Below are 24,771 nucleotides of genomic sequence, written 5' to 3' on the forward strand. Positions count from 1 at the left end.
ACCCGTGCCGAGATGCAGGAGGCGCATCCGCAGTGGTGGATCATGCCCGTGATCGAACCCAGCGAAACGGATTCAGGCGGCCGATGAGGCTGGGTCAGCCTCTCCGGGGCTGGTCACGTTGACCTTGGCGGACGCCGCTTCAACAATGCAAAGCGCGTCGTGGCGCAATGACGACCCAGGGCATCCGCCTGGCAGGCCACGGCCATCGCTTCAGAGATCCGTTCTATCATGCCCGCGTTGACCTACACCGAGGAGCAAAGACGCTCGATCGAGCACCCCAGAGGCCACTCCCTGACCTTCGCCGTGGCCGGCTCCGGGAAGACGCACATGCTCGTGGGGCGTGTCCTGTTCCTGCTGGAGCAGGGCCTCATGCCCGAGCGCATCCGGGTCTTGGCCTTCAACCGGGCCGCCGCGACCGAATTCCGCGATCGCCTCACCGAGGCGCTTCCCGTTGGCACGAAGGTGCCCGAAGTGCGCACCTTTCACAGTCTCGGCCTGAAGCTCACGGCGCACTTCGAGACGGTCGGCCTGCTGCCGCGGCGGCGCTTGGAGGCCAGGGAATCCATCGCGAAGACCCTCGCGCGTCAAGCCGCCCAGGCCGCCTTGCGCGAGGAAGGCGCCGACGACTATCCAAGCCCGGACGACCTGGAGGCCTTCGCCCGCTTCATCGACCTGGTGAAATCCGACCTCCTCTCCGCGGCCGACGCCTTCGAGGCGCTCTCGATCCCGCCTCAGTATGGCTATTTCATCCGCGGTTTCGCGCGCTTCGAAGAGGCGCGCGCACAGCAAGGTCTGCGCTTCTTCGCCGACCTGCAAAGTGAGCCCGTCGCGCTCTTGTCTCACAGCGCCGAGGCACAGCGGATGGTCACCAACAAGCTCGACGCCGTCATCGTCGATGAATTCCAGGACGTCAGCCGGGTGCAGGTCGAACTGCTCCGCCACCTCGTCGGCACGCGCGCAAGCCTCAGTGCGGTCGGCGACGACTCCCAGTGCATCTATGTCTGGCGTGGCAGCAAACCGCAGTTCATGGGTGATGATTTCGACCACTTCTTTCCCGGTGCGACCCGCTACAGCCTCTCGCGCACCTTTCGCTTCGGTCATTCAGTTTCGCTCGCCGCCGCCCAGCTCATCGCGTACAACGCCGATCGCATCGACACGCTCTGCGTCTCGGCGCCCGGAACGCCCCACACGCGCATTGAGGTGATTCGTGGCACCTCGAGCGGCGATCAGGCGGGCGTCGTTGCGGCCATTGAGGCGTGGTACCGCAGCGGCCGGCGCTACCGTGACTGTGCCGTGCTCGGGCGGCTCTGGGGCCAGACCCTGGGGCTGGAACTTGCACTGCTCGAGCGCGGCATCCCCTTTACCAAGCCCGGCAAGGACGCCGCCTTCCAGGTCCCCGATGTCGCCGGTCTGCTCGGCTACCTGCGCCTCGCCGCCGGCACCCTGTTCGAGGCGCCGAACGCCCGCGAGATCATCCGACACATGCTGGGCACCCCGAGCCTGCGACTCGCCAATCGCGTGCTCGACGCCCTGATCGAGGCGATCCTCCAAGCCCCCGGGCAGGGCGCCGCGGCCATCGCCCAGGTCGCCAAGCGCGTCAAGATGCCCTTTCACGCCGAGAAGATCCGCGAGCGCGCGGCGCTCTGGCGCGAGGCCACCCAATGGCGTGCGTGGCCGGCCGCCGACGCGCTGCGTCTCTACGCCGCGCGGACGGACCTCCTGCGCGCCTATGCGACATCCGCCGACAGCGACACCGCCTCCGAAAAGCAGCTGGCCTACGACACCCTCCTCGGATGGGCGACGCGAACCGCGACCTCGGTGCCGGACTTTCTGTCCCGGATGGACGACCTGCGCCGCACGGCCGAGCGCTACGCCGCCGGCGGCGACGTGGTCTTGCTCTCCTCGATCCACCAGGCCAAAGGCCGCGAATGGCCCATGGTGGTGGTCCTGGGGCTCGAGGAAGGCCTGTTTCCCGCAAAACGCGCCGATCGCCAGGAGGAACGGCGCTTGGCCTACGTCGCCTTGACGCGTTGCAAAGAGGCACTGCATCTAGTGATCCCCCCGGATGCACACTTCGACGCCCAGTGGCGTGGCGAGCCGATGAAGCCCTATGGTCTGGCTAGATGCAACGCGAGCCTCTTCGCGTTCGAGGCGCGCCTGCGAACCAGCCGTGAGCTCGGTGAGGCCATCACCCGCCATCTTGAGGGTCAAGAACCGCTCAATACCCTTCCAGCCGCGCCGACCGCTCGGCTCGCGGTGCTCAATCGCTATCTCGGTGAGGTCGGCATCGAAGCGCGATACGAGCGGCCGGCGTCGATGGCTCCTGGCAGCGGTGAGCCTCAGCGCCCGCCGCGTTGGGCGTTGAACGACCGCATTCGGCATCGCGTATTCGGGGAAGGCTTTATTGTCGGCCTCGTCGATCGCGACATCGTCGACATCGATTTCAATGGCCAGCTCCGACGGATCAAGACGAGTATGGCTCCGCTGGAGCGGTTGTGACTGTCACTGGACGCGCTCTGCGCGTTGGGAGCATTGCAAGCGGGGTGGGGGCTCGATGTGCTTTTTCGCCATCTCCGGTAAGCCGACGCTTAGTCTTCGGCGCGATCTGGTCGCAATGTCCCATTAGCGGAAACTCGCCCACGACGGCTGAGCGGAAGGACTCGGCCAAGACCGGACTCTCAGCAAACCACCAAACCGATGAGACATCAGGCGTTCCTGCTACTCACAATCCGTGGAATCATCGGACGAGCCGTGCAACCACTCGCATGAGGTCGTCATCGAACTAGGTTTTGAACGACTTTCCCGACTATCGAAACAGTGGAGCATATGGTGGATTGCATGGTTGGCCCAAGCCAGAAACGAGTTTCAAGTCCGATCTCTACCGGCGGCGAGGGTGTGTTCTTCGAGCAACACGTCGCGGCGTACTGGCTAGCTCAGCTGCTCGTCCGCAGCATCCCGCCGATCCTGACCGATGCCGGTGTCACCGAAGTCCATTTCCAGACCGAGCATCTCGGCTTCAATACGGACGACGTCCTCGTCGTCTGCGCGCGCGCCGGCGCGGCGACTGCGCGGCTCGTCGGGCAGGTGAAACGCAGCTTCACCATCAGCGCCGCCGACGACGAATGCAAGAAGGCCATTGGCGACTTCTGGAAGGATTACAAGGAGGCCGACCCTTTCAATCCCCAGCACGACCGCTTTGTCCTCGTGACGCTGCGCGGCACGAACACGCTCCTTGAGAATTTTGTCGGGTTGCTCGACTGCGCCAGAGGCGCGGCCGACGGCGAAGAGTTCAAACGGCGGCTCTCCCTCGACGGGTTCATTGCGAAGAAGTCCATCCGCCAGTGCAACGAGCTTTGCGAGATCGTCAGCTCACTGGAAGGAACGCAAGTCACTGCCAAAGACCTGTGGCCTTTCCTGCGTATGCTCCACGTCCTGAGCCTCGACCTGCACACCTCAACCCGCCAGACCGAGGCGCACATCAAGACGTTGCTCGCCCTCAAGTCAACCGATCTGGATCCTGTCGCGAGCGCGAAGGCCGTGTGGGACGCCCTTCTGACCTTCGCGAGCGACGCCGGACCGGGTGCGCGGAGCCTGAAACGCGTCGACCTTCCAGCCGCTCTCGTCCGGGCGTACGGCGAGGTGGGCGCGAACGAGCAGCGCGTGCTGACGGCACTGAAGAACCATACTGATCTCGTGCTGGGGAAGATCCACACCACGATCGGACCGACCTTCCATCTGCAGCGTCCCAGCATCGTCCAACAGGTGCTTGCGGCCATCGAGGCGAAGCAAGTCGTCCTGATAACGGGGCCAGCCGGCAGCGGCAAATCCGTCATCGGAAAGGGAGCGATGGCCTTTCTCTCCCGCGAATTCTTCGCCTTCGGGTTCCGGGTGGAGGAATTCGCCGTCGCCCACATCGACGAAACGCTCCACAACAGCCAGATTCCGGCGCGCGCCACAGAGCTTCAGGCCATCCTCGGCGCACAGGGCCGCAAGGTGCTCGTGATCGAGAGCGTCGAACGCCTGCTTGAGAAACCGACGCGAGACGGGTTTAGCGACCTCATGACGCTCGCTCAGGGCGACGACGGCCTCGGTATCCTCATGACCTGCCGTGACTATTCCGTGGAGCAGGTACAGGCCAGCTTTCTCCAGGCGGCGGGGATTGATCACGCGGTCATCGAAGTTCCGCCGCTTGACGACACTGAATTGCAGGAGATCCGGGCCGCCTTTCCGTCGCTGGCAGTGCCGCTCGCCAATCCTTCCCTGCGCGAGATCCTGCGCAACCCGTACTTCATCGACAAGGCATTGCGGATTCCGTGGGACGCGGGACGACCGCTTCCGGAGAACGAGCGCGATTTCCGCACCGTCTTCTGGCGGCAGATCGTGCGCGCGGACCAATATCCGGCCGACGGCATGCCGCGCCTGCGCGAAGCGGCTTTGCAGGAGCTGGCGGTGCGCAGGGCGCGCGCCCTGTCGGATTACGTGCCAGCGACGGGACTCAATGCCGCAGCCATCGCCCGCCTCAAACAAGACTCCCTCGTTGTTTCGCCCGACACCAATGCTTTGCTCGTGGCGACGGCGCACGACGTCCTTGAGGACTGGGCCATCCTGCAATGGATCGAGGAACAGCACCTCACGGATGAGACGGCGTTCAAGGCATTGTCGTCGGCGATAGGGCCGCATCCTGCAGTGCGCCGCTCGTACCGGAAGTGGGTTGCCGAACTGGTCGACCGCGATGCGCCCGCAGCGGACCGGCTGTTCAGCGCGGCCATCGCACAGGCCGACGTGCCCGCCCAGTTCCGAGACGATACGTTGGTCTCGCTGCTCAAGGCACCGTCGGCGTCAGACTTCCTGACGCGCAACGAGGCCGAGCTGCTCGCCAATGACCGCGCCATCCTCAAAAGGGTCATCCACCTCCTGCGCGTCGCCTGTGTGACGTCGCCCCCGTGGCTTGCCAACGTGCCCGGACACAGCTCGATCCTGAGCGTGCCGGAAGGCGCGGTCTGGGCAACCGTCGTGAGACTGGTGCATCGCAGCATCGGCAGCTTTGGACCGGAAGACGCGCCGCTGCTTCTTGCATTGATCGAGGATGCCGTGCGCGGCGTTAGCTGGTGTGCGCCTGACATTGACGGGGCCGAACATGTTGCCGGCATTGCCCATTGGCTCCTCCCGCGCTTTGACCACTACAGGGTAGGAGACACGCGCCAACGCATTCTGAAGGTGATTGCGAAGATCCCGAAGGCCGACCCTGCGCGCTTCGAAGCCATTCTGCGCGGGCAAATCAAGGAAGGGCGCCGCCGCGATCCCGTCGCCGAGGAATTCCGCCACATCCTCCTTGCATGCCTAGACGGCGCGCCCGCCGCGCGCGACCTGCCGGACCTCTTGATCTCCGTCGCACTGGATACCTTCCTCGCCACGGAGGAATATCTACGCGCGGAACCCTATGGCCGCTCATCCATCGACATTGACCTTTACTTCGGCATCAAGGGACACCTGCACCATGATTTCTTCCCTGCCAGTGCCTTCCGGGGGCCGTGGATCACCCTGCTCACGCACCATCTGAGAAAGGGCCTCGACTTCCTGATCCAGGTCTTCAATCACAGTGCCGAGTGGTACGCGCATCTGCGTCTCCGTGATCGCCTCGAACCCGCGTGGGAAGTCGAACTCACGTTCGCCAATGGGACCACGCGAAAGCAATGGGTGAACCCGCGCCTTTGGGGCCTGTATCGCGGCATGACCGTCGGGCCTTATTCGCTCCAGTCGCTGCTGATGGCCGTCGAAAAGTGGTTGCTTCACTATGCCAAATCCCATCCCGAGGGGCTCGACGCGGTATTGCTAGAAATCCTCCAGCAAAGCGATTCCGCCGCGCTCGCAGCCGTCGTCGCAAGCGTGGCGACCGCTCATCCTCACCGCTCAGGCGAAGCCCTTCTGGTGCTGCTGTCGGTGCAGGACTACATCGAGATCGATCGCAGCCGCATGTCCGGCGAGCACCAGAACTCGAGCCTCACGGGGTTGTTTCCAACCTTCCGCGCCGAAGACAAGATCTACGAAGAGGAGAGGAAGGAGTCGAATACGCTGCCGCACCGCAAGCACGACCTTGAAGCGGCCATCGCAAACCTGCAACTGGGCTCTCTGGCCCCACGGGTTCACACCATCATCGACCGTTATATCGCGGCACTGCCCGCGCCGGACAAGCGCAAAGAGCGGGATCTCGCATGGCAGCTTGCCCTTCATCGGATGGACTTTCGGCAGTACGACCTGGCCGATGCCCCGCCAGCAGCGGACGAAACGTCGGTGAGTGACGACGAACCGCCTCCGAAGAACTATATTGTCCTCGAACCCAAGCCTCCTGCTCCGGAAGTGCAGCAACGCATTGACGAAAGCGTGAAGAACCTGGGAGAAGTGAATGCCCGGCTGGGCGTTTACGTATGGGGCCTCAAGACCTATAAGCGCGAGGCCGGCCCTGCTGATCCTGCGCGGTGGCAGGAGATGCTGGCAAGTGCCAAGGGCATAGACCGCACTGCGGAACATCCGGACAACAGCCGCAACGCTCCGGGATTTGTGGCCGCCGTCTGCGTCCGCGATCACTGGGACGAGATGTTGCCAGAAGAGAAGGAGTGGTGCATCGATGTCATCTGCTCCGAAATTTCCAGGCACGCGGACCAGTGGGGAACCATCGACCGCGGACAGCGGTTCTCAATGCTTGCGGATCGTCCGTGTGCTTTCGTCGTACCGCTGTTGCTCTCCAAGACCCTGACAGAAGCCCAGACGCTACGCGTGCGCCATGCCTTTATTGCCGCAGTGACCCATCCGATCGATGAGGTCCGCTGGTACGCCACCTGGGGCATCGACAACAAGTTCTGGGCCACGAACCCTGCCCTTGCCCTGCGCGCCGTCAACGCGATCGCGACCGAGGCCGCGCTTGCCGATCGCAACTGGAACGCCGAGGAGAAAAAGCGCTACGACGAACGGCGCACGCCGGACTCGATCTCCGCCACTGCGGCTGAAGACGTCCGCCAGCGGTTCTGGATCGAGGGGGAAATCGCCGCAGATGCGCACGTCAGGTTCGATATCACCGAGATATTCGGAGCCGAGGCGAACGCGAAGATTCTCGCGATCCTCGGCCAGGTGCCCAACGAGCCTGTGGCGGTGGCTGCACACCGACGTGCCAGCGAAGACCTGGTGGAGTGCTGGAACCGTGAGCACGATCGTTCTCCGGACCGGCGCGATAGGAATTTTCACACGGAGCAGGCGATATCCGACCTCATTCAGCCATTTGCTATGCGGGCGTCAGACGCCGATGCCGAGCAAGTCCTCCAGCCGATCCTCGACGCCGTCGATCTTCATCCGCGCGAGGTCCACAACGTCATCCAGGGGCTCACGAGCTTCGAGGATGGTAATCCCAACACGCCGCACTACTGGTTCCTATGGAACCTGTTTGCCCAGCAGGTCAAGCGCGCCAAGTGGCTTGCGCACCTGGACAGGGAGCATCCGCATGGCAGCGAGGTGCTGTCGACGATCTTCCTGACTGCGTGGTGGAAGGACAACGTACGGCACTGGCGGAGCCTGGAAGGCTATGCCCACAACGTTGACGCGCTCTTCGACGCGCTGCCGCCGGTCTGGATCGTGCTGGATAGCTACGTCCGTTTCCTCTACCACATCGGCGAGCGTTCCATGCCCGATGCATTCGTGCGCATCGCGAACGCGCTCAGGCGCGGAAATCCCGCCGACATGCTGCGCGAGTCCAACACCGTCTTCATGCTCGAAGTTCTTCTCCGGGGGCATGTCTACGCGCGGCCGCTGGAACTCAAGCGCGATCCGGCCCTGCGCGAGGCGATCCTGTATATGCTCGATGTTCTTGTCGAGAGCGGTTCCTCCGCCGCGTTCAGGATGCGAGACGACTTCGTGACGCCGGCCACCTGACGCTCCCCGAAATTCTTTCCAAGGAACAGGCTGAAAGATGTGCCGTGGGCTGTTTCAACGATCTACGCCATGCGCTCGGAGCGCCGCTCGCAAGCCGGTCATTCAGTGGCTGCTTCGGGTCGTGACTTGTCACTTGCTCCGCAGGTCGGACTTTCCGCTCCCCGCGTGATACGGACACAGCACGAGCAAACTCCCCTGTCCGCTTTTCTGGGGCGACGGGCTCATCACCGAGGGTCTGTCGGAAGGCGCAAGACGCGTCCCGCGTGGTTGACAGCGCGCCCTGGCGATGCCCCTGATCAGGGATGACGTTTGCGGAACCGGATGAAGAAGTTCTCGCGCAGCTTGAGCGGCTCATCAATGAGGTCGAACCCGGCCTGCGTGACCTCCTTGATGACGGTGCGGCGATCCGCCCGGACATGCCCGAGGATCCAAGGCGCGCTGATGTCCGGCTCCCGTCGGTCGTCGATGATCGCGAGCATGCCGCCGGGTGCCAGTGCTTCGCGGATAGCGGCGAGCATCGCGTCCGGATACTCGAAGTGATGATAGGTGTCGCACAGGAAGACCAGATCGACACTGGCGGGATCTAACTCGACGCTTGTCTGCTGGTTGATCACTGGCACCACATTCTCGAGTCCTTCGGCGCGTGCACGACGCCGAATCGAGTCGACGAAGGATTCCGAGACGTCCACCGCATCGACCCTCCCGCTCGGACCCACCGCCTCAGCAAAGCGCAGTGTGAAGAGTCCGGTTCCGGCGCCGACATCGGCGATCCGCAGTCCGGGAGGAATCTGAAGCGCCTGCAGAATCTCGACGCGGCGGTCGAAGACCTCTCGGCCGCTGCGCTCGAAGATGGATTCCCAGCGCTGGGGGTCGGCGCCATGGTCGTCAGCGTTGATCTCCGGTCCGACCGCCGGGGTCTCGGCGGCCGACAGGACGGGCAGGAGGAGCCACAGCGCGATCAGCGCTGGGCCGCGGAGATGTTGGGCGATGGGCATCAGGCGTTGACCTCTGCGCGTCAATCTCATCGGGAGACCTCCGTCAAGAGCTCCGGTCGGAGCATCCAGGCCAGCCTCCAGTGACCGTCCGCGTCGCGCTCCAGGCAGGCCAGGCTTCCCGGCTGAAAGGCGAGCAGCGACTGGTTGGCGTCCGCAACGAGCAGGTGGGAGGCGAGCCTCCCCACAAAGGGCAGATGCCCGACGATCAAGGTGTCCGCGGACCAGTCGGCTATCTCCGAGGCCAGCGCCTCCACCGGGTCATTCGGCCTGAGGCCGCCGCGCGCCTGCGGCACTGCGCCCGCCCGCAGCGGTCCGGCCAGGATCTCCGCGGTCTGCGCCGCCCGGGTCTTGCCGCTGTGCAGCATCCGCTCAACCACGATCCCGGCTCGATCCAGGCGCGCCGCGAGACGCTCAATGTCTGTGCGGCCCTTCGGGCTCAAGGGACGCTCGGGATCGACGTCCTCGGGGACGGCCAAGCCATGCTGTGCGAGGTAGAGGTGCATCTTGGACTCCGAATCGTTTGGATAGATGGCTCCCCCGGCCCGGCTCACTCCGCATAGAGCATGGTCCGCGTTATCCCGCCGTCGACCACCAGGTTCTGCCCGGTGATGAAGCCGGCTTGCGGGCTGGCCAGAAAGGCGACCGCCGCGACGATGTCGGCCGGCTCGCCGATCCGCCCCACCGCATGCTGGGCCTGGTCGATCAGGCGGTGCGTGGGCGAGCGCCGATCGCTCGGCTTCTGCCAGGGCCGGTCTCGATCCAGCCCGGACTGACCGCGTTGACGCGGATCTCCGGTCCGAGGCTGATGGCCAAGGCATGGGTGAGGGCCAGCAGCCCACCCTTGGCCGCGGCATAGGCCTCGCACTGCGGCTCGGATTGGAGTGCGCGGGTCGAAGCGATGTTGACGATGATCCCGCGCCGCGCGCGCAGCCTGCGTATTCCACGCCCATTCGGCCACCGATTCCACGGGCATTCGGCCACTGATTCCACGCTGATTCGGCCACCCATTCCACGACGATCCGGCCACTGATTCCACGGCCATTCGGCCACCCTTCCGGCAGGAAGCGGCGCAGGACCACGATCCACTAGCATCGGCCCCTTTTTCGAAGCGAGGAGGTCGAGATGGAGCGTTTGTCCATGCGCAAGATTCGAGAGTATTTACGCCTGCGGTTTGAGGCGGGACTGTCCAGGCGCCAGATTGCCGCCAGCCTGCAGGTGGCCCGTAGTAGCCTCGGCGAGTACGAGCGGCGTTTCGCCGCGACGGGGCTGACCTGGCCGTTGCCAGCGTCGTTGAGTGACGCGGAGCTGGAGCGACGGTTGTTTCCACCGCCCCCAGCGGTCCCGATCGAGGCGCGGGTGGTGCCGGACTGGTCGACGGTCCACCAGGAATTGCGCCGCCCCGGCGTGACCCTGATGCTGTTGTGGGAAGAGTACCGCGCCACTCACCCCCAAGGTTTCGGCTACAGCTGGTTCTGCAAGTCCTACGAGGCCTGGAGCGGCAAGCTCGACGTGGTCATGCGCCAGACCCATCGCGCGGGCGAGAAGCTGTTCGTCGACTACGCCGGGCAGACCGTCGAGGTCATCGACCGGAGTAGCGGTGAGGTGCGCACCGCGCAGATCTTCGTCGCGGTCCTCGGGGCCTCCAACTACACCTACGCCGAGGCGACCTGGTCGCAAAACCTGGCGGACTGGATCGGTGCGCACGTACGCGCGTTCGCGTTTCTCGGCGGGGTGCCTGAACTCCTGGTCCCCGACAATCTGGCCAGTGGTGTGAGCAAGGCCCATCGCTACGAGCCCGACCTCAATCCCACCTATGCGGAATTGGCGGCCCACTATGGTGTCGCGGTCATCCCGGCACGGGTACGCCGCCCACGGGACAAGGCCAAGGTCGAAGCGGGCGTGCAGGTCGTCGAGCGCCTCATCCTGGCGGTGCTGCGTCATCGCACCTTCTTCTCCTTGCGCGAACTCAATGGCGCGATCGCCGAACTGCTGGAGCGGCTCAATCGCCGTCCCTTCAAGAAGCTTCCGGGCTCGCGTCTTGAGGCGTTCGAGACCATCGACCGCCCAGCGCTACGTCCCTTACCGGCCACGCCCTATGTCTACGCGACCTGGAAACGGGTGCGGGTGAACATTGACTATCACGTCGAGGTCGACGGGCATTACTACTCCGTCCCCTATGCGCTGGTGAAGCAGGCGCTGGAGGTGCGTGTCACCGACCACACCGTCGAGTGCTTCCATCAACGCCAGCGCGTCGCCAGCCATGTGCGCTCCGCGCTCAAGGGTCGCCACACCACCGTGGCCGAGCACATGCCCAAGGCCCATCGAGAGTACGCCGACTGGACCCCAGAGCGGCTGGTGCGCTGGGCCGAGAAGACCGGGCCGGCGACCGCCGGGGTGGTCGCTCACATCCTCGCCAACCGCCCGCATCCCCAGCAAGGTTTCCGCTCCTGTCTGGGGATCCTGCGCTTGGGCGAGCGTCACGGCAACGACCGCCTCGAAGCGGCCTGCGCGCGCGCCCTGCGCTTCAACGCCTGTCGCTACAAAAGCATCGAATCAATCTTGCAGCGCGGCCTCGACCGCCAGGCATGGCCCGAGCAACCGACCCTCGACCTGCCACCCGCGCACGATCACCTGCGCGGTCCAGGCTATTTCCACTAACGACTAACCATTGGAGTCAGAGACCCATGCTACATCATCCCACCCTGGATAAACTCCAACAGCTGCGACTCAACGGAATGCTCGCGGCCCTGCGCGAGCAGCGCGATCTCCCCGAGATCGCCACCCTCGGCTTCGAGGAACGCCTCGGGCTGCTGGTCGATCGCGAGCTCACCGCGCGTGAAGAACGCCGCCTGCAAAGCCGCCTACGTCAGGCCAAGCTCAAGCACAGCGCCTGCCTTGAAGACCTCGACCGTCACACCCCACGCGGACTCGATCAGGCGCTGATCACCCAGTTGGCCACCGGGGAGTGGATCCGCGAAGGGCTTAATTGCCTAATCCTTGGACCCACCGGAGTCGGGAAAACCTGGATGGCGTGCGCGCTCGCCCAGCAAGCGTGCCGCCAGGGCTTCACCACCCGCTATCTGCGCGTCCCGCGGCTCTTCGAGGACCTGCGCCTCGCCCATGCCGACGGTGGCTTCCCCAAATTGATGCGCGACTTCGCCAAGACCGATCTGCTGCTGCTCGACGATTGGGGACTGATGGGGCTCGATGCCGAGGCGCGACGCGACCTCCTGGAACTGGTCGATGACCGCCACGGCCAGCGCGCCACCCTCATCACCAGCCAGCTTCCGGTCGAACATTGGCATGATTTGATCGGCGATCCCACCCTGGCCGACGCCATCCTCGATCGCCTGGTGCATAATGCCTATCGGGTCACCCTCAAGGGGGAATCGATGCGAAAGCGTCGGGATCGGCCATTGACCGCCACCACCGTCACCGAGTAACAAGGCCACACCTGCGTCGCTTCGCTCCGACGGCCCGGCCGAATCGACGTGGAACGGGTGGCCGGATCCTCATGGAATCACCGGCCGGATGCCGGTGGAATGGGTGGCCGAATGGCGTGGAATGCGCACGCAGCCCAGGGATGGCCGCGCGGGTACAGAGAAAGGCGCCGGTCAGATGACTGTCCTGCCAGCGACGCCAGGCGGTGAGTGTCAGGGATTCCAGCGGACCGCTGACCGGATCGGCAATGCCCGCATTGTTGGCCAACAGATCGATTCCCTCGGGCTGGTCGGTGCGTGCCTGCCACTCGACCAGGGCCGCGAAGGCCGCGGTCACGGCCGCTTCCTCGCCCACATCCGCCGTGCATCCCCGCAGGGCCGGGTGCTTCAGGCTGGCCTCCAGATCGGCCATGGCCTCGGCATCACGGTCCAGGACCAGAACCCGCCAGCCCGCGCTCAGGAAATGCTGCGTCAGGGCGCGGCCGATGCCTTGCGCACCGCCCGTGACGATCGCGACCGGAGTTTGGTCGGCCTCAGTCATCGCCAGTGCTCCTCTGGGCTGTCGTGTGCCCGGTTTGGGACGGGATGCCGGTGGACACGCTGATCGACGCGGATTCCACCTCCCGCCGATAGCCGCGCTGCCGTCGTCGCCGGGCGATGCCCTCGATCTGCGCCAATCCCTCCGCCTCGGACGCCACGCCGACCACCCGCAGGCGTCCCCGCCGTGAGCCGAGTGCGCCCCAGCAGAGCACCAGCGTCCAGTCACCGAGCAGGTCCTGAACCAGATCGACCAGGTAGTAGCGATCCTTCTCCGCATGGATCCAGCGTTGCATGGCGTCCGCCCACCAGGAAACGATGGTCCAATGATGGCACAGGAACGGTTGATTGCAGGCTGGACCGTTTCAGGTTGAGGAGGACGTGCGTGCGGCGCAAAAAAATCCCTGCCAGGGCGGCAGGGTAAGGATGGCCGAACAGGAACTGGAGCGCGGGTCGCTGAGGTCAGCCCGTGGGCGTGGGCAGCGGCCGGGATGGCGGCGTTGACTTAGCCATCGGACGCTGGCAGCGCACCTCACCGCCGTGTGTCAGACCGCAGACCTGCCCGTCGAGCGCTAGTGCATGTGTCCGACGCCCGGCGCGCCACGCGGCCCCGGCGAGCCTCGGCTCGGGTGCATGCGTGGCATACCGCGGCAACGGCATGCGGATCAGATGCGGGGTCGGTGGTGGCTGGATCGGCGGTGCGGCACAGCCGACCAGGCTGGCGAGCGCGGCGACGCTGAGCAAGGGATGCAGACGCATGGGGCATGGACTCCGCGGATGGCACTGTCTGCGATCCTAGTCCGCCGACCTCACCCGCAACAGTCGAAAACGGTCCCCGGAGCGAGAGACCGTTTCGACTGTCCTGGCGTGTGCACATCTGCTGTGATGCAGCCATCTCCGGTGACTGATCAACCGCTTCTCCCTACCGCGATGCCGACCTTGCTGACCCGCTGCCGTGCAGCCTGGAGCGCCTTTCGCGTGGGCGAATCCGCCGCTGATCCAGCGTCGCCTCCAGCTGTCAGTGTCGCCATCGCCGAGTCCGATATCCCACGCTATCCGCCCTTTCTCCAGGGCCTGCCGGTGGCCAGCACCGCCCAGATCCTCGCCACCCAGTCCGAGCTGATCGCCAGTCTCCAGGAGGCGTTGGCGATGACCGATAGCGACTACCAGACGTTGGTGCTGCCGCTCATCGAGCGCTATGCCGCCTTCGCCCATCTGCTCCCGGCTTCGGAAACCCATCATCATCGCGGCGCCGGCGGACTCTTCCGCCATGGACTCGAGGTCGCCTTCCAGTGCGCGCGGGCGAGTCGAGGGCGCCTCTTCGCCGTCGATCGCCTGCCCGAGGAGCGTCGCCTGCTCGAGCCGCGCTGGCAGCTCGCCGCCGCCGTCGTCGGACTGCTGCACGATGTCGGTAAACCCGTGGCCGATCTCCTGGTGCTCGACCGTGAGGGCACGACCCGCTGGCAGCCGGTCGACGAGACCATTCTCGACTGGGCGACCCAGCGCGGCATCGACCACTACTTCCTGCGCTGGAACGGCCAGCGGCTGCATCAGGGGCACGAGGTCTTCACCACCTCGGTGTTTCCGCAACTCATCACCCGCGAGCTGCGCCGCTGGCTGATGGATCCCGATCCGCTGGTTTGGTACAGCCTGGGCAGCGTGCTGGCGGGGCGCGACGACCAGGCGCTGCTCGCCCAGTTGATGCGCGAGGCCGATCGGATCAGCGTCGCGCAGGACCTACGCGAGAACCGCCTCGACCCCGAAGCGCTCTCGCTCGGGGTGCCGATCGAGCGTTATCTGATCGACACCATGCGCGCCTTGCTGCGCGATGGGACTTGGGCGGTCAACAGCCCGGGCGCACGGGTCTGGGTCTTTCCCTACGGTCTACATCTGGTCTGGCCAGAGAGTGCCCAGGACCTGGTGCAGCGCCTCGCCGAGGCCCGGGTGCCCGGCATTCCGCGCGATCCCGACACCCTGGCCGATCTGCTCCTGGAACGGCAGCTCGCCATCCCCTGTCCGCTGGAGGGGAGCGAGCGTCCAGCGCGCACCTGGCGGCTCGCCCCGCAGGTTCTAACGCGCGATCAGCCGCAGTGGCTCAGCTTCCTGCGCCTGGCCGAGCCCGAGCTGCTGTTCTCAGGCGTGGTGCCACGTGCGACAGCGTTGATCGAAGCGTGCGTAGCCTCAGCAACGGCACCGCGCTCCGTGCCGACCGAGCTGGTGGCCGAGGAGACGTTCGCGAGGGCGGTTGTGGCGACCGATAAGGAGGCGATGCCCACGGCGCCCCAGCCGCTGAAGGCGACGTCGAGCGCGGACACCGAGGCAGTGCCGGCCGAGCCACCGCAGGGGGCGCCGCGACCATCATCGCGAGCTGCAGCATCGGAGGCGCCCGAGCCATCCGCCGCCGAATCGGCTCGCGCCTGGCTCGACCAGCATCCGCCCGCCGGTCCTGGTCTGATCGCACTCATGCGCCGGGTGGAGGAGGGGAGCCAACCACCCGAGGGGCAGCCCCGCCGGATCGACGGACAGCTCTTCCTGCCCTATCCGCAGGCCTTCGCCGGGGGCGAGCATGCGCCCGGCCCCGAGAGCATCTTGGACGACCTCTGGATGCGGGACTGGATCACGCGCGATCCGCGCCGACCGCTGGTGCGCGTGCGCGCGCTGGATGGCGTCAGCGGTGTCCTGCTCACCCCGGCCATCTCTGAGCGGCTGCTGGTCTTGGCCAACCCGGCCGCGAGCGTCGCGGTGGAATCGTGTCGTCCGGCCCCCGAGCGGAAAGCGCCGCCATCCGCCAGGTCGGTGTCATCGGCCACGGGAACACCGCGACCGCGTCCGGCTAAGCCAGCACCCGCCCGCACCGGCGCGGCCGACTACGCACTCGCCCTGGAGCAGCGCCTGCTGGCCCGCGATCCGGCCCTGGGACCGATCCAGGTGCACGAGAACGCCCTGTCGGTCGCGCTGCACGGCCCGGTCCTGGACGGCGCCAAGGCCGCCGGCATTGCCGAGGCAACCCTGATCCGGGCGCTGCGCAAACGGCCTCGGGGACAGGTCGAGCAGGGACGTTTCATCCTTGGCCTATAGCCCACCCTGGCGACCCAACTTCGAGGGCGCGGCGTTGCTCACCTGGCTGGTGGTTGCGTTCGTTGCTGCCGTGCTCCAGAGCCGCTGGCCGCTGCACCAGGCCCCCTTTCAGGCCCTCACGCTACTGGCCGTGGCCATGATCCTGCGCTGGTTGCCCTCCGCGCTGCGTCACGGCCACCGCCGGGCCAAGCTGGGGGGGCTTCCGCAACGCTTTCTCACCCCCGCCGAGCTAACCCGGCACCGGCGCGCGCGCCCCGGCGACCTCTGGCTCGGCTGGGGCTTCGACTGGAACAGCGAGCACGCCCAGCTCGCGCTCGATCTGATCCGTGCCGGTCCCCATCGACTGGTGCCGGGCGATGCGGAGACCCTCGGCGCCCACTGGCTCCATGGTTTGGCCGACCGGGAAACCCCGGTCTGGTTGCCGATCGCCCACAGTGCCGGCCATCTCCTCATCGTCGGCACCACGGGCGCCGGCAAGACCCGGCTGCTCGATTTGCTCGTCACCCAGGCCGTGCGCCGAGGCGAGGCGGTGGTCATCCTCGACCCCAAGGGCGATCAGGACTTGCAGGCCTCTGCCCGGCGGGCCTGTGCCGAGCAACCGGGACGCTTCGTCAGCTTCCATCCGGCCTTCCCTGATCGCAGTCACCGCATCGATCCGCTCTATTCCTTCAACCGGGCGACCGAATTAGCCAGCCGCATCGCCGCGATTCTTCCCAGCGAGACCGGCAACGACCCCTTCAAGAACTTCTCCCAGATGGCCCTCTCGCACGTCATCGGCGGGGTGCTCGCCGCCGGTGAGCGGCCAAGCTTGGTGATGCTGCGCCGCTATCTGGAGGGTGGGGTGGACGCCCTGGTCGAGCGGGTGCTGCGTGAGTACCTCAAGACCCAGGCTCCGGGCTGGGATCCGGCGAGCAGCCGCTCGCTGGCGAAGGCCAACGACACCAATGCCCGGGCACGCGCCCTGGTGCGGCTCTATCAGGAAAAGCTCCGCCCGAGCAAGCCCTCGAGCGTTATCGACGGCTTGGTCTCGCTGTTCGAGCACGACAAGGTGCACTTCTCCAAGATGGTCGCGAGCTTGTTTCCGCTGCTCAACATGCTGACGGCCGGGGAACTGGGTCCATTGCTCTCACCCGACAGCGACGATCCCAAGGATCCCCGCCCCATCACCGCCATGGCGCGGATCCTCGAGCGCGGCCAGGTCGCCTATATCGGGCTGGACTCGCTTTCCGACACGCTGGTCGGCGCGGCTATCGGCTCCATCCTCATCGCCGACCTCGCCGCCGTGGCCGGGGATCGCTACAACTACACCCCCAAACCGCCCCCGGTGAACGTCTTCATCGACGAGGCCGCCGAGGTCGTCAACGATCCCCTGATCCAGCTCCTGAACAAGGGCCGGGGCGCGGGCCTGCGCCTGACCATCGCCACCCAGACCTTCGCCGACTTCGCTGCCCGCACCGGCAGTGAGGCCAAGGCTCGCCAGCTGCTCGGCAACCTCAACACCCTCATTGCCCTGCGTGTCCTTGATGCCGAGACCCAGGAGTACGTCACCGCGAGCCTGCCCAAGACCCGACTCAAGACCCTGATGCGCACCCAGGCGACCTCGACCCAGCGCAATCCGCTCGAGCACGCCGGCAACGTCGGCGAGCGCCTGATGGAAGAGGAGGGCGAGCTGTTCCAGCCGGCGCTGCTCGGGATGCTGCCGGACCTGCACTACATCGCCCGCCTCGCCGGTGGGCGCATCGTCAAGGGGCGGCTTCCGATCCTGGGGGCACCGAAAACCGCTCAGGTCGGAGCGCGTGGTTCAGGGTGCCCGTCACGCGATGACTGACCGAAAACCCTTGTTCCCAAGAGTGCCGCTGTGTCGGCTCGCTCGACGGCCGCGCCTCCCCACGCAACCCATCATCCACCCGCCTGGAGATCCATTTGATGTCCCTGCTCGTCAACGCCCTCGTGATTGCCGACACCCTCATCCGCCAGGACGCCCAGGGTCGCTATGGTCTCAACGACCTGCACCGCGCGGCCGGTGGCGCCAAGCGCAACCAGCCCTCTGACTGGCTGCGTCAGCCGCAGACCCAGGGCTTGATCGCTGCTATCCAGGCCGCCGAGTCAACTCCGGGAATTCCCGGAGTTAATCAGAATCAACCGCTTAGCAGCGTCCCAGGCGCGCCTGCAACTGGCGGTGGGATCGACGTCTGCAAGGAGCTGGTCTATGGCTATGCCATGTGGATCAGCCCGGCCTTTCACCTCCAGGTGATTCGGGCCTATGACGCCTTGGTTCGGGACACCTCGGCCGGCAAGACCAGGTTGCCGGAGGCGCTGAGTGCCAACACCCAGTTCAGTCCGCATACCCGTGAATTCCGCGCTGCCTGCACCCTGGCGCGCGCCGTGGGCTTGCGTGGCAATCAGGCGGTCCTCGCTGCCAACCGCGCCTATCGCCAGGCGACCGGAGTCGACGTACTGGAGTTGCTGGAGACGACCCATCTGCCGGCCGACTCGCGTGGGCAGACCTATACCCCGACCGAGCTTGGTCAACAGCGGATCCCGGCGCAGTCGGCCCGGCAGATGAATCACGCCCTGCAGGCGGCTGGGCTGCAGACACGGGATGCGCAGGGCCGTTGGGTAGCGACCGAGGCGGGCACCTTGTTGTGCGAGTGGAGCGATACCGGCAAGCGGCACAGCGACGGGACACCCGTGAAGCAGCTCAAGTGGTTCGCCGAGGTGCTGGAGCGACTTCAGGGCACGCCGCAGCAGGCAATGCCCGCCGAGGCGCAGACGCATTGAGTCGGGGGCTGTGTCGAGCCGATGGCCGAGCCTTCCGACCACGACGCCACGCCGATGCTCGCCCTCCTGCGGTGGGTGCTGCTGCTCCTGGTGCTGGGCGCGTTCGGGCTCGTCTGGATCCCGGCCGACTGGCCGGTGAGGGTGCTGGCTGTGGAGCGACACTGGTGCCTGAGCGGTCTCGGCACAGTGACAGGGCCGGCGGTGCTTCAACAGGCAGCGCGCTGGTCGGCCGAGTCAGATGCTGACCACGTCAGCGAGCCGACAGTTTCTGCTTCGATCGAGCTTAAATGGCTGATCGGTGTGGACGCCGCCTCCTGGGGCGCAGGTTGGAGCGCCGATCGGCTGGCCCTGCTCACGGCGATGCATGAGCTGCTGATCCTGCGTCTGACGCTCCTCGCCGCCTGGGGGCCGGCGCTGCTGATGCTCCTGGCTGCCGCCGTCCTCGACGGTCACTGGTGGTGGCGTATCCGTCAATGCGGCTTCGACTACCCGAGTCCCATCGGCCGGCAGGCGAGCGCGACCGGCGCAGGGCTGCTGATCCTCGTGCTGGTCCTGGAGCTTGGTCTTCCTGTCCCCTTGCATCCCTGTTTATTGCCGATCGGTGTGGTGATGGCTGCCGTCCTCATCGCCACCGGGATCCGGCATCTGCCCAAGCAGCTATAAGCCTTGAAAGTCGATCGAAAGGGTCTTATTGGCTCTGACGGATCTGTCGAAGCCTCTGATTCGTCTCGAAAACGGTCCTGCTTTCGACGGACCGTAGTCGCCTGACAGCCGCATGCGATTCCGGCAAGGTAGCGCCATCCGACTCCGCTGACCCGCATCCAGGAGCCCCGATGGCCACGCTCGAGCTGCCGCGTCATGTCGATGATCCGCCCAATCTGTTGCTGTGGCGCATCGACGATCTGGTGCCCTTCTTCCTGATGCTGGTGATCGGGATCCTGATCAATCAGACGACGCTCTTCATCCTGCTCGGTCTACTGGTGACGCGCGGCTATGGCCGCTTTCGCGAGAGCCGTGCCGATGGCTTTGCGCTGCATGCCCTCTACTGGAGCGGGCTGATGCCACTGCGCCATCGCACCACCCCCAATCCCTACAGCCGTTGCTACCTGCCATGACCTTGGCCCGCTTTCGTCAGACCTGGCAGTGGCTGGTGGCGGAGAACCGCTTCCACCGCGGACTCGGCGTCGTCCTGCTCGGGACCAATCTGCTCACCCTGATCGCGCTGCTGCAGGCCGAGCGCACCGTGGTGCTGGTGCCGCCGATCCTGGAAAATCAGGTCAACGTCGCCCGCGACCGCGCGAGCCAGGACGTCAAGGAGGCCTGGGCGCTGTTCGTCACCGAGCTGCTCGGCAACGTCACGCCGAGCAATGCGCCCTATCTGCGCAAGACCCTGGAGCCGCTCTTGAGTCCCGCGCTGCGCCGCGCCATTGCCGACGCACTCGATGCCCAGGTCGAGGCCCTGCGCCGCGATCAGGTGAGCGTGCGCTTCGAGCCCAAGCGCATCCACTACGACGCCGCCCGCGATCGCGTCCTCATCAGTGGCAAGCAAATCAGCACCGGCCCGGCCGCAGCCCCGGTCACGCGCCCACGGCTCTACGAAGTGCGGGTCGCCTTTCGCCACTACCGCCCGACCATCACCCACCTCAATGCCTACCAGACACTGCGCGAGCGCACGGCGGAGACGTCCGAGGGTGAGGCGTCGGTGTGGGAGGAGGGCGCCGCGGACACCACCGATTGGGTGCCGGATGCCACGCTGAGCGCAGCATCCACGTCATCCAGTTCAACCGACACCCCCTGACTCCAGGCCGCCCATCCGCCTGAACGAACGAGGATTGCCCGATGCATGGTCACCACCCTTCGCTGCCCCAGCGTCTCCATCCGCTCACGTGCGCGGTGTGTTTGATTCTGGCTGGGACTGGATCCCCAATCCTGGCCGAGGAGGATCCAGGGATTGCACTGCCGCCCGTACCCGATACGCTGATCGATGGGACGCGTGACCTTCAGTCAGATCAAGTTCCAGGTGTCGGTTCCGGCGCAGCGGGGAAAGGGCATTCGACCTTGGCCCAACCGAGCCACCTCGAAGTCGGCCCGGTGACCTTGAACGTCACCCCCGGCGTCAACGTCCTGGTCGAGATCGCCATCGACCAGCTCAACCGCATCCTCACCCCCTTCCCGAATCCGCAGGTGCGCACCGTCGCCGAGGCGAGCACCAGTGTCGACGGCTCGGCGGTCTATCTGGCGACCTCCAGCGAGGTGCCGATCACCCTCTTTATCAGCGATGCCTCGGATCCCAACCATGCCCTATCGCTGACACTCGCCCCACGACGCATCCCGCCGCGCGAGCTGCGCCTGGTGCTGACCGATCCCTTGCCGCTTCCGTCCCAGACGGCATCGGCAACGGTGCCACCGGGCGCGAGCGCGCCGGAGTACGTCGAGCGTCTCACCGAGGCGATGCGCGCCCTGGCCCGTGAGGAGCTGCCGGAGGGCTACCGTCTGCGCCCGGCACGGCCGGATGAATCGGTCGACTGCGTGCAGGATGGGCTCGAGACGCGTCGGGGACAGGTGCTCGAGGGGCAGGACGTCGCGCTCGTCACCGCCTTGGTTCGCAATGTCTCCGCCGCGCGTCTGGAGATCGAGGAGCGCGCCTGTCGCGCGCAGGGTGAGGACGAGACGGTGGCCGTGGCGGCCTGGCCGCAGGTCTGGCTGGAGCCCGGTGAGATGGTGGAGCTCTATCTGGCCGTGCGTCCAACGCCGCCCGAGCGCGTGCATCCGCCGCGCCCCTCGTTGCTCGGCGCGGAGCGCCGCTAGATGCCCGTGACGCTCGATTCGACCTGGGGACGGCTATCACCCAATCTGCGCCGTGGCCTGGTGATCGCCGGCGTGCTTGGTGGCATCGCCGGCATCCTGGTGCTGGCCTTCGGTGATCCCGAGCCACGCGCGGTGCGCGAGCAGCGGGCGCGTGAGCAGCTGACCCGCACCCTGCTGACCGATGTCGATCCTCGCTCACTGGGCATCGACGGCCTGGCGCGGCGCCTCGAGCGCCTGGAGCAGCAGCTCGCCGCGACCGTCGGTGCCGTCGACAAACAAGACGCCAGCGGGGCGCGCGCGGTCGACCGCGAGATGGCCGCGCTGCGAGAGGCGCAGGCCGCGCAGATCGCGGAGCTGCAACGCCAAATCGAGGCCCTCAAGGGCACGCTGGAGGCCACGCCTCAGGTACCGCCGCGTCAGCCTCCGCAGGATCGCCGTGTGTCCAAGCCGGAGTCGGCGACACCGCCCGCCCTGGACGACCCCGCGCTCTTTGCACCGCCCAGTCGTCAATCGCCGGCGAACGATGGACAGGGCGCCGTCACTGGGCTGGCGCCCAAGCGCCAAGCCAGCGGCTCACGCGGAGCTGAGCTGAAGATCCGCGTTGTCGGTCAGGAACCAGCGTCTGGGCAAACGGCTGCTCCACATGCCAAGGTCTCTGCAGCAGATCCCGCCACCGAGCAGGTGATGATCCCCGCCGGATCCATCCTGCGCGGTGTCCTGCTCTCCGGTATGGATGCCCCGACCGGCGTGCAGGCCCGGCGCGACCCCTATCCGGCCCTGGTGCGCCTTAAGCATGCGGCCATCCTCCCCAACCGCTTCCGCTCCGACGTGCGCGAGTGCTTCGTGCTGGTCGCCGGCTACGGTGAGCTCTCGAGCGAGCGCGCCTTCCTGCGCACCGAGACGGTGACCTGCGTGCGCCGCGACGGCGGCGTGATCGAGATCCCCCTCGACGGCTATGCCGTCGGTGAGGACGGCAAGGTGGGTTTGCGCGGGCGTCTGGTCTCCAAGCAGGGCCAGGTCATCGCGCGCGCCATGCAGGTCGCCTTCCTCGAGGGCGTGGCGCAGGTCTTCAACAAGACGCCGGTGTCGGTCATCAGCACGCGCTCCGACGGCAGCGTCCAGTACCAGGACCTACTCTCCGGGGATTCATTGCAGGCGGCCGCGGTCAGCGGCACCGGCAAGACCCTCGATCGGCTCGCCCAGTATTACCTCGACATGGCCGAGGAGATCTTCCCGGTGATCGAGATCGACGCCGGCCGTCCGATCGAGCTGATCCTCAACCGCGGCGCGAGCCTGCAGCTGCGCGCCCCGCGTGCCTCGCGTGGACGGCGGCGCTGAGCGCGTGAGCCGACCGTCACACCTGATTCAAGGAGCCATCTGCATGTGTCCCTCTCATCCCTCTTCAGAGACGACGTGGCGTCTGCTGCTGACGGTAACCCTAAACCTGCCGTTGGGGTCGGTCCTCGCTGAGCCCGCTCCAGCCGATGTCCAGCCCAGCGACCTCGCCGGCCTGATGCAGGGCATCGGCGGCATGCGCCGCCTGCCGGTGTCGGGGGTGCAGATGGTGCAATCCGGCGATCAGGTCTTTTTCGTCTCGGCCAACGGGCGCTATGCCTTCCTGGGGCTGGGCTTCGATCTGTGGCACGGGACGCGGCTGACCTCGCTCGCCGAGGCCGACCGACTGATGCAGCGCATCGACCGCTCGCGCCTGAAGCTCGCCGGCGAGGATCTGGGCGCGCTCGATCTGGGGACAGGCGACGGTGAGGTGCTGGTGTTCGTCGACCCGCGCTGTCCACAGTGTGCGGCGCTGCTCGATCGCATCCGGGCGCTGTCGGAAGTCGTGCTCAAGACCTATCGGTTTCGATTGATCCCGCTGCCGGTCTTGAGCCAGGCCTCTCAGCGCGAGGTCCTGGCGCTGAACTGTCTGGCCGAGACCGATCAGCCGGGCGCAATCGCGGCCCTGTTGGAGCACCGGACCGACGTACTCTCACCCGCGACTGGACGTTGTGGTCAGGGGCCGATCCAGCGCGCCTTGGTGACGGCCCATCTGCTCGGCATCGAGCGGGTTCCCTTCCTGATCGCCCCGGACGGGCGTCTGCAATCCGGGGCGCCGGCCGATCTGAGCGCCTGGCTTGCGGGCGAGGAGGGCGCATGAGCCGCTCATCCGCGCCATCATTGTCCCTCCTGATCACCGCGCTGCTTGCGACCGGCGCGACCAGCGGCTGCGGCTCCCTTGCGCTGGGCAAGGGCACCTTCAGCTGTGCGGGGCATCCGAGTCACCCGATGTGTCTGCCGACCTCCAAGGTCTATGCACTGACCGAATCGAGCGCGCCGCTCCAGGCCGTTGATGAGGCGCCAGAGCCCGATGCGCACATCGGTTTCCGCGCAGAGACCGAGACGGTCGCGGAGGCTGAGCCGACCGCGTTGGAGCTGTTCACCGGCGCGGCGACGCCTGAGCCGCGCCCGCGCTTCAAGCGCAAGACGTCGGCGCCTGAGCCCGATCTGCAGCCACCGCCGCGCTTGCCCGATGGCCTGGAGCCGTTTCCCGGCATTGCGGACGAAGACCTGCTGCTGCCGCGCTCCACCGACCCGCTGCCGCTGCGTCTGCCTGCCCAAGTCATGCGCCTCTGGCTCGCGCCCTGGGAGGATGACCGCGGCGACCTACACGCCAGCGGCTACGTCTTCACCGAGATCGCCCCGCGCACCTGGACTCTGGCCGAGGGGCCGAGTCGCTTCTCCAACGCCGTGCTCCGACCCCTGCAGGTCGCCGAGCGCCGCGCCCAGCCAGGCGAACAAGCGACCAGGCGCTCAGCGCCGTCTGCCGGTCTCACTGACCGGATTCCGAACGCCACCCCGACCCCAAGGAGTCAACCATGACACGCACCACCACCAAGACCGCCGGCTGGATCCTCATCCTCGGCACTGCCCTCCTGCCGCTGCTCGCCGTGGCGGGCACTGGGGGCAGCCTCGAGGGCAGCGAGTTCGAGGAGATCTACACCCTGCTGCAGGGCTGGATGACCGGCTTCCTCGGCAAGGTCATCGCCATCGCCTTCATCCTCGTCGGCCTGGTCGCCGGCGTCATGCGCCAGTCGATCATGGGCTTCGTGGTTGGCGTGGCGGCGGGTGTCGGCATGCTGGTCGCCCCCGGCGTCATCGACAACATGTATGGCGCGACCCTGCCGCTGGTGGTGGCCGTGCCCTGATCACCTTTT

The 24,771-nt window shown here is 66.4% G+C and carries 22 protein-coding genes; 15 read left to right on the top strand and 7 right to left on the bottom strand.

The window, feature by feature from the left end; genetic code table 11:
- Positions 1-228 precede the first annotated feature (228 nt).
- Positions 229-2,499 (top strand): ATP-dependent helicase, encoded by a 2,271-nt coding sequence (locus G3446_RS00135; protein WP_164450366.1) that lies wholly within the window; start codon positions 229-231, stop codon positions 2,497-2,499.
- Between the two features lie 396 nt (positions 2,500-2,895).
- Positions 2,896-7,920: an NACHT domain-containing protein gene (locus tag G3446_RS00140; RefSeq protein WP_342449992.1), complete on the top strand. Its 5,025-nt coding sequence runs from the start codon at positions 2,896-2,898 to the stop codon at positions 7,918-7,920.
- A 296-nt stretch (positions 7,921-8,216) separates the two neighbouring features.
- Here the strand turns inward: G3446_RS00140 and G3446_RS00145 are convergent, their stop codons facing one another.
- From G3446_RS00145 to G3446_RS29075, 4 genes are read right to left on the bottom strand one after another with little or no spacing between them, the layout of a single operon-like run.
- Positions 8,217-8,915, bottom strand: coding sequence for a class I SAM-dependent methyltransferase (locus tag G3446_RS00145; protein WP_164450367.1), 699 nt, complete (start codon positions 8,913-8,915; stop codon positions 8,217-8,219).
- Between the two features lie 26 nt (positions 8,916-8,941).
- Entirely contained in the window at positions 8,942-9,418 is a 477-nt protein-coding gene (gene sixA, locus G3446_RS00150) for a phosphohistidine phosphatase SixA (protein ID WP_164450368.1), read from the bottom strand.
- Between the two features lie 44 nt (positions 9,419-9,462).
- Complete coding sequence (locus G3446_RS29070) at positions 9,463-9,597, bottom strand: SDR family oxidoreductase (protein WP_425338371.1); 135 nt, start codon at positions 9,595-9,597, stop codon at positions 9,463-9,465.
- Positions 9,598-9,617: 20 nt separating this feature from the next.
- On the bottom strand, positions 9,618-9,923 hold the full coding sequence (locus G3446_RS29075) for an SDR family oxidoreductase (RefSeq protein ID WP_425338372.1): 306 nt from the start codon (positions 9,921-9,923) through the stop codon (positions 9,618-9,620).
- 114 nt (positions 9,924-10,037) lie between these two features.
- Here G3446_RS29075 and istA point away from each other — a divergent pair, with 114 nt between their 5' ends.
- Both istA and istB read left to right on the top strand, forming a co-directional pair.
- Entirely contained in the window at positions 10,038-11,573 is a 1,536-nt protein-coding gene (gene istA, locus G3446_RS00160) for an IS21 family transposase (RefSeq protein ID WP_164450369.1), read from the top strand.
- Positions 11,574-11,599: 26 nt separating this feature from the next.
- Positions 11,600-12,358 carry an IS21-like element helper ATPase IstB gene (gene istB / locus G3446_RS00165; protein ID WP_164450370.1) on the top strand — a complete coding sequence of 253 codons (759 nt, stop codon included), beginning with the start codon at positions 11,600-11,602 and terminating at the stop codon, positions 12,356-12,358.
- Here the strand turns inward: istB and G3446_RS00170 are convergent.
- From G3446_RS00170 to G3446_RS00180, 3 genes are all read right to left on the bottom strand, one after another.
- Entirely contained in the window at positions 12,348-12,896 is a 549-nt protein-coding gene (locus tag G3446_RS00170) for an SDR family oxidoreductase (RefSeq protein WP_245232214.1), read from the bottom strand. The two genes, istB and G3446_RS00170, sit on opposite strands and share 11 nt — an antisense overlap.
- Entirely contained in the window at positions 12,889-13,188 is a 300-nt protein-coding gene (locus tag G3446_RS00175; RefSeq protein WP_164450371.1) for a WGR domain-containing protein, read from the bottom strand. The genes G3446_RS00170 and G3446_RS00175 overlap by 8 nt, the downstream gene beginning before the upstream one ends.
- A gap of 166 nt (positions 13,189-13,354) precedes the next feature.
- Complete coding sequence (locus G3446_RS00180) at positions 13,355-13,651, bottom strand: hypothetical protein (RefSeq protein ID WP_209262195.1); 297 nt, start codon at positions 13,649-13,651, stop codon at positions 13,355-13,357.
- Positions 13,652-13,870: 219 nt separating this feature from the next.
- On the opposite strand from G3446_RS00180, the gene mobH reads away from it, so the two are divergent.
- The 11 genes from mobH to traA all read left to right on the top strand — a co-directional run bounded on the left by mobH (position 13,871) and on the right by traA (position 24,762).
- On the top strand, positions 13,871-15,970 hold the full coding sequence (gene mobH, locus G3446_RS00185) for a MobH family relaxase (RefSeq protein ID WP_342449993.1): 2,100 nt from the start codon (positions 13,871-13,873) through the stop codon (positions 15,968-15,970).
- Complete coding sequence (gene traD / locus G3446_RS00190) at positions 15,960-17,798, top strand: conjugative transfer system coupling protein TraD (RefSeq protein WP_164450372.1); 1,839 nt, start codon at positions 15,960-15,962, stop codon at positions 17,796-17,798. The genes mobH and traD overlap by 11 nt, the downstream gene beginning before the upstream one ends.
- 98 nt (positions 17,799-17,896) lie before the next feature.
- On the top strand, positions 17,897-18,751 hold the full coding sequence (locus G3446_RS00195) for a KilA-N domain-containing protein (protein WP_164450373.1): 855 nt from the start codon (positions 17,897-17,899) through the stop codon (positions 18,749-18,751).
- Between the two features lie 21 nt (positions 18,752-18,772).
- A complete protein-coding gene (locus tag G3446_RS00200) occupies positions 18,773-19,414 on the top strand; it encodes an IncC plasmid conjugative DNA transfer DtrJ family protein (RefSeq protein ID WP_164450374.1) in 642 nt (213 codons plus the stop codon).
- 170 nt (positions 19,415-19,584) lie between these two features.
- Positions 19,585-19,866: a type IV conjugative transfer system protein TraL gene (traL, locus tag G3446_RS00205; protein WP_164450375.1), complete on the top strand. Its 282-nt coding sequence runs from the start codon at positions 19,585-19,587 to the stop codon at positions 19,864-19,866.
- Positions 19,863-20,549: a TraE/TraK family type IV conjugative transfer system protein gene (locus G3446_RS00210; RefSeq protein ID WP_164450376.1), complete on the top strand. Its 687-nt coding sequence runs from the start codon at positions 19,863-19,865 to the stop codon at positions 20,547-20,549. The genes traL and G3446_RS00210 overlap by 4 nt, the downstream gene beginning before the upstream one ends.
- A 293-nt stretch (positions 20,550-20,842) precedes the next feature.
- Positions 20,843-21,559, top strand: coding sequence for a TraK domain-containing protein (locus G3446_RS00215; protein ID WP_342449994.1), 717 nt, complete (start codon positions 20,843-20,845; stop codon positions 21,557-21,559).
- On the top strand, positions 21,560-22,897 hold the full coding sequence (locus G3446_RS00220) for a TraB/TrbI/VirB10 family type IV secretion system protein (protein WP_164450378.1): 1,338 nt from the start codon (positions 21,560-21,562) through the stop codon (positions 22,895-22,897).
- Positions 22,898-22,940: 43 nt separating this feature from the next.
- Positions 22,941-23,714: a thioredoxin domain-containing protein gene (locus G3446_RS00225; protein WP_209262196.1), complete on the top strand. Its 774-nt coding sequence runs from the start codon at positions 22,941-22,943 to the stop codon at positions 23,712-23,714.
- Positions 23,711-24,436, top strand: a complete 726-nt coding sequence (locus tag G3446_RS00230; protein ID WP_164450379.1) for a TraV family lipoprotein — start codon at positions 23,711-23,713, stop codon at positions 24,434-24,436. Before G3446_RS00225 ends, G3446_RS00230 begins: the two co-directional genes overlap by 4 nt.
- A complete protein-coding gene (traA, locus tag G3446_RS00235; protein WP_164450380.1) occupies positions 24,433-24,762 on the top strand; it encodes a TraA family conjugative transfer protein in 330 nt (109 codons plus the stop codon). The genes G3446_RS00230 and traA overlap by 4 nt, the downstream gene beginning before the upstream one ends.
- Positions 24,763-24,771 lie beyond the last annotated feature (9 nt).

Origin of the sequence: Thiorhodococcus minor, assembly GCF_010820565.1 — a bacterium.
GTDB classification, from domain to species: Bacteria; Pseudomonadota; Gammaproteobacteria; order Chromatiales; family Chromatiaceae; genus Thiorhodococcus; species Thiorhodococcus minor.

Coding starts and splice junctions, on each gene's coding strand:
- G3446_RS00135 (WP_164450366.1), top strand. CDS start 229: ATGCCCGCGTTGACCTACACCGAGGAGCAAAGACGCTCGATCGAGCAC.
- G3446_RS00145 (WP_164450367.1), bottom strand. CDS start 8,915: ATGCCCATCGCCCAACATCTCCGCGGCCCAGCGCTGATCGCGCTGTGG.
- sixA (WP_164450368.1), bottom strand. CDS start 9,418: ATGCACCTCTACCTCGCACAGCATGGCTTGGCCGTCCCCGAGGACGTC.
- G3446_RS29075 (WP_425338372.1), bottom strand. CDS start 9,923: ATGGGTGGCCGAATCAGCGTGGAATCAGTGGCCGAATGCCCGTGGAAT.
- istA (WP_164450369.1), top strand. CDS start 10,038: ATGGAGCGTTTGTCCATGCGCAAGATTCGAGAGTATTTACGCCTGCGG.
- istB (WP_164450370.1), top strand. CDS start 11,600: ATGCTACATCATCCCACCCTGGATAAACTCCAACAGCTGCGACTCAAC.
- G3446_RS00170 (WP_245232214.1), bottom strand. CDS start 12,896: ATGACTGAGGCCGACCAAACTCCGGTCGCGATCGTCACGGGCGGTGCG.
- G3446_RS00175 (WP_164450371.1), bottom strand. CDS start 13,188: ATGCAACGCTGGATCCATGCGGAGAAGGATCGCTACTACCTGGTCGAT.
- G3446_RS00180 (WP_209262195.1), bottom strand. CDS start 13,651: ATGCGTCTGCATCCCTTGCTCAGCGTCGCCGCGCTCGCCAGCCTGGTC.
- G3446_RS00195 (WP_164450373.1), top strand. CDS start 17,897: ATGTCCCTGCTCGTCAACGCCCTCGTGATTGCCGACACCCTCATCCGC.
- G3446_RS00200 (WP_164450374.1), top strand. CDS start 18,773: ATGGCCGAGCCTTCCGACCACGACGCCACGCCGATGCTCGCCCTCCTG.
- traL (WP_164450375.1), top strand. CDS start 19,585: ATGGCCACGCTCGAGCTGCCGCGTCATGTCGATGATCCGCCCAATCTG.
- G3446_RS00210 (WP_164450376.1), top strand. CDS start 19,863: ATGACCTTGGCCCGCTTTCGTCAGACCTGGCAGTGGCTGGTGGCGGAG.
- G3446_RS00220 (WP_164450378.1), top strand. CDS start 21,560: ATGCCCGTGACGCTCGATTCGACCTGGGGACGGCTATCACCCAATCTG.
- G3446_RS00225 (WP_209262196.1), top strand. CDS start 22,941: ATGTGTCCCTCTCATCCCTCTTCAGAGACGACGTGGCGTCTGCTGCTG.
- G3446_RS00230 (WP_164450379.1), top strand. CDS start 23,711: ATGAGCCGCTCATCCGCGCCATCATTGTCCCTCCTGATCACCGCGCTG.
- traA (WP_164450380.1), top strand. CDS start 24,433: ATGACACGCACCACCACCAAGACCGCCGGCTGGATCCTCATCCTCGGC.